General features: G+C 36.9%; 4 protein-coding genes and 1 pseudogene. 4 read left to right on the top strand and 1 reads right to left on the bottom strand.

Features of this window, described 5'->3' with window-relative positions:
• A partial coding sequence (locus H5072_RS14505; RefSeq protein WP_182693917.1) for an EAL domain-containing protein occupies positions 1–664 on the top strand: 664 nt, incomplete at its 5' end.
• 3 nt (positions 665–667) lie between these two features.
• On the opposite strand, the gene H5072_RS14500 is transcribed toward H5072_RS14505, so the two are convergent.
• Complete coding sequence (locus tag H5072_RS14500) at positions 668–1,576, bottom strand: 1-aminocyclopropane-1-carboxylate deaminase/D-cysteine desulfhydrase (protein ID WP_182693916.1); 909 nt, start codon at positions 1,574–1,576, stop codon at positions 668–670.
• A gap of 76 nt (positions 1,577–1,652) precedes the next feature.
• On the opposite strand from H5072_RS14500, the gene H5072_RS14495 reads away from it, so the two are divergent.
• The 3 genes and pseudogenes from H5072_RS14495 to H5072_RS14485 form a co-directional block, all read left to right on the top strand.
• Positions 1,653–2,576 carry a hypothetical protein gene (locus tag H5072_RS14495; protein ID WP_024598058.1) on the top strand — a complete coding sequence of 308 codons (924 nt, stop codon included), beginning with the start codon at positions 1,653–1,655 and terminating at the stop codon, positions 2,574–2,576.
• Positions 2,573–3,172 (top strand): PilN domain-containing protein, encoded by a 600-nt coding sequence (locus H5072_RS14490; protein WP_024594795.1) that lies wholly within the window; start codon positions 2,573–2,575, stop codon positions 3,170–3,172. Before H5072_RS14495 ends, H5072_RS14490 begins: the two co-directional genes overlap by 4 nt.
• Positions 3,169–3,615, top strand: a pseudogene (locus H5072_RS14485) (agglutinin biogenesis protein MshJ); the annotation flags it as partial. The gene H5072_RS14490 and the pseudogene H5072_RS14485, both read left to right, overlap by 4 nt.

Raw genomic sequence — 3,615 nt, 5'->3', positions numbered from 1 at the left:
ACTCTCTAGTGGAGATATCCTGCAGCATGAAGCTCTTATTCGGGTTAGGCATAGCCAACTTGGTTTACTGGCCGCTCGTTATTTTATTAAGCAGGTTTATAGTGATCAAGACGCTTTAATATTAGATAAAGCTGTAATAACACAAGTCAAAAAGCTAATGCTCAGTGAGTCTTCGGCTTTAACAGTTAGTGTAAATCTACACCCTAAAAATTGGTTTAATACTGTATTTTGGGAGTGGTTAGCCAATCAAATGGCAGAGCTTAAGTTAAATACTAAATTACAATTTGAAATAAGTGAGGCAGAATTTTTTACTCATAGAGAGTCGATAACTAATGCACTCAATGTTATTAAAAAAGGGCATTCACATATTGTGATTGATAATGTAAAAAGCAGTGAGAAAGTAGCCATGCTAGTTGATTATAACCAAGTATGTGGGCTTAAGTTATCTTACGAACTGGTTCATTTATTAGATGAAAAAACTCAAAGCCAAAAGAAAATAAAAAGGATAGTCGAAGCCGCTAGTCTTTTAAATCTACCCGTATACGCGGTGGGCGTAGAGACTCAAAAAGAGCTACTTACGCTTACCAAATTGGGAGTGATAGGAGCTCAAGGTTTTTACTTTTCAGAGCCACTTCAAGAGTTTACGCAAGCGGTATTTAATTAAGGTCTAGATTAACCCTCTATATTTAAGCCCATTTAAGCCTTGAAGCCCGCCAGTATGAACAGCAATAATTTTACTCCCAGATGGGAAATAATCTTGCTCAATAAGCTGCCACAATGCATACATCATTTTTCCGCTATAAATAGGCTCAAGTGGCAGATTATAAGTGTGACTCATATCTTGGCAAAACTGCCATAACTCAGGTGAAAACTTACCATAGCCACCATCATGAAACTCTGTGAGTAACTGCCAGTTAGTTTGGTTATTAGCTCTAGCGCTCAGCTTTTTTATTTCTTCATTTAAATATTCAGCTTGTTTTAATACCGCGATACCAATAACTTGTGTTGTTGAAGCACTGCCTTCTATTAGTCCAGCAAGCGTGCCACCACTACCTGTAGGACAAACTAAGTAGCTATGTTCGGGTAAGCTTTGTACTAATTCTTTACACCCTAATAAAGCATGTTCATTTGTACCACCTTCAGGAATAATATAAGCATTTGGAAAGCGCTCTTGCAGAGCATTAAGGTAATCGATGTTGTGGCGTTTTCGATATTCTATACGATTAACAACATGCAGGTTCATACCACAATGTTTTGCAAACTGAATTGTCGGATTGTTGTTATCAAGTTCTGGTCCGCGAATAATCGCGCGAGTTTTTATATTAAATTCTTTTCCTGCCGCTGCGCAGGCATGAATATGGTTTGAAAACGCACCACCAAAAGTCAGAAGCTCTGTTTTATTTATCTTTTGCATATACGCTAAATTGTATTTTAATTTACGCCATTTATTGCCACTTATTAGCGGATGGAGTAAATCATCACGTTTTATACCTAAACAAATATTTCTCTTTTTTAGAAACGAGCTATCTAATTGTTGAATATAGTTATTTTCATCTATTTTGAATTTTTCACGCATTTTATTGGTTTTCAATTTGGCAAAGTAGTTAAAATGTACGACACTTATTTCATACTCAATTAACAATAGTAGCTATATGAAAGAAAAGCTGTTTTCATGGTTAAATCGTAGTTTAGATCCAAATACAGCTATTGGTGTTGCAACTTACGCAGATACTGTTAACGCGGTATGTTTAAAAAAACAACGCGACCAATGGATGGTTCACAGTTCTCACAGTGTAAATGTGTCTGAGCAAACCGATTATACCGCTGCAATTGTTGCTTGTACAAATGAGGTGTCTACTGATATTTGTGCAGTTAATTTAGTCATACCGCACTACTTTTATCAAATAGTGCAAATGGATAAACCAAACCTTAGTGATGAAGAAATCATTCAGTCGCTGCCTTGGACTACAAAAGATTTAGTTGATATAGCTTCTGAAAACATTGTAGCTGACTTTATCGATTATCCAATAACGTTACCAATGCAAAGCAGCAAAATGAATGTATTTATTACCAATAAGCTGCAGCTACTTCCGTTTATAGACAGTTTTGAACAAACTAAACCAGTTTTGCGTGCAATGACCTCTGAAGAAATGGTTTTAGTAACTTTATTTGGCTCATACAAAGAGGCGCATATGCTGATTGTGCAGCATGCTAATCATGAACCTCGAATCTTAATTATTCGTGATGGACAATTAGTATTAGCTAGGCGATTAAATGGTTTTTTAGGTATTTCAGACAAGGATCAAAACCAAGAACTAGTAGAGGCGTTAGGGTTAGAAATTCAGCGTTCGATGGACTTTTTTGAAAGCCAGCTCAAGCAACCGCCAATTCGCAGCATACAGCTACAGTGCGATGATTTATCTTCATTAACTCTTAGAGCCGGTCTTGCAGAGTTTTTACAAGTAAAAGTTGTAGATTTTGCGCCTAACTTAGAATTAGCGCAGCAATTAGAGCCAAACTTTTATTATGCGCTCGGAGCAGCCTATCAATTAACAGATCCGGAGTCTGTGCTATGAAAACCCGGATTAATTTTTATCAAAAAACCTTACGAGTACGCCGAGACCCAGTCCCTTTATCGGGAATGATTACACTGTGGTTAGGTGCGCTATTAATTATTGCAATCACGTGGGCTTTTTACAGTTATAAAACTTATTCAAGTGAGCTTGATTTAGAACAAAAAAAGAAATATCTCAAACAAGGAAAAGCTCAGTTAGAAGTTGTAAAACAGCAGCTAGCAGAGAAGCAAAATAAAACAATTTTTATTAATGAGCTAAAAACACTTCAGCAAGAGGTTTTGCATAAGCAGCAAATATTTAGTTATTTAGAGCAAAGCTCAGATCAATCCGCAACCGACTATGCGCAGGTTATGCAAGATTTAGCCAAGTATCACGAGCCTAATATCTGGCTTACCCATATTAAATTTGTAGGGCAAAGTGTCACGTTTCAAGGGCAAGTATCGCAGTCAAAATTTTTACCTATGTGGTTTAATAATTTAAAGCAGTCACCTTTTTTTATTGATAAAGAATTTTCAGTTTTAGAACTGTCAACAAAAGATGGTCTGAGTGAATTTAATGTGGCGACCGACCTTGCTGATAAAGGCGCTAAACCATGAACAACAAGAAAGACAAAGGTTGGCCTATTTGGGCAAAGTATCGAGCTCAATTTGCATCGCTGCAAAAGCGTGAGAAGTATTCCACTGTATTTGTAGGCTTATTCATGGTGATTTACCTCGGCCTGTGGTTTGTTATTTTTCCACAGCAAGATGAAGTTGCTCATATTCGCTCTGAACAAAATGCAGCATTGCAGGAGTTACAGCAGATAAATGCGCAACTCTCCATGTTAAATCAAGCACTAAACTACGACTACACTAAGGTTTTACGCAGTCAAATTGCACAAACCAGAGATGAGTTAGCAGAAATAAATAATCAACTTAATAGTTTTAGCCAAGGCTTTGTAGCGGCTAAAAATGTACCTGCCGTTTTAAAAGATTTGCTCGTAGATAGTAGCGACGTAAAAGTGAGTAGCTTTAATGTCAAACCAGCACAGGCTATCGAT

The sequence above is a fragment of the Pseudoalteromonas sp. SR45-5 genome, assembly GCF_014163565.1.
Classification (GTDB): domain Bacteria; phylum Pseudomonadota; class Gammaproteobacteria; order Enterobacterales; family Alteromonadaceae; genus Pseudoalteromonas; species Pseudoalteromonas distincta.
This window is presented reverse-complemented; position numbering and strand designations above follow the sequence as displayed.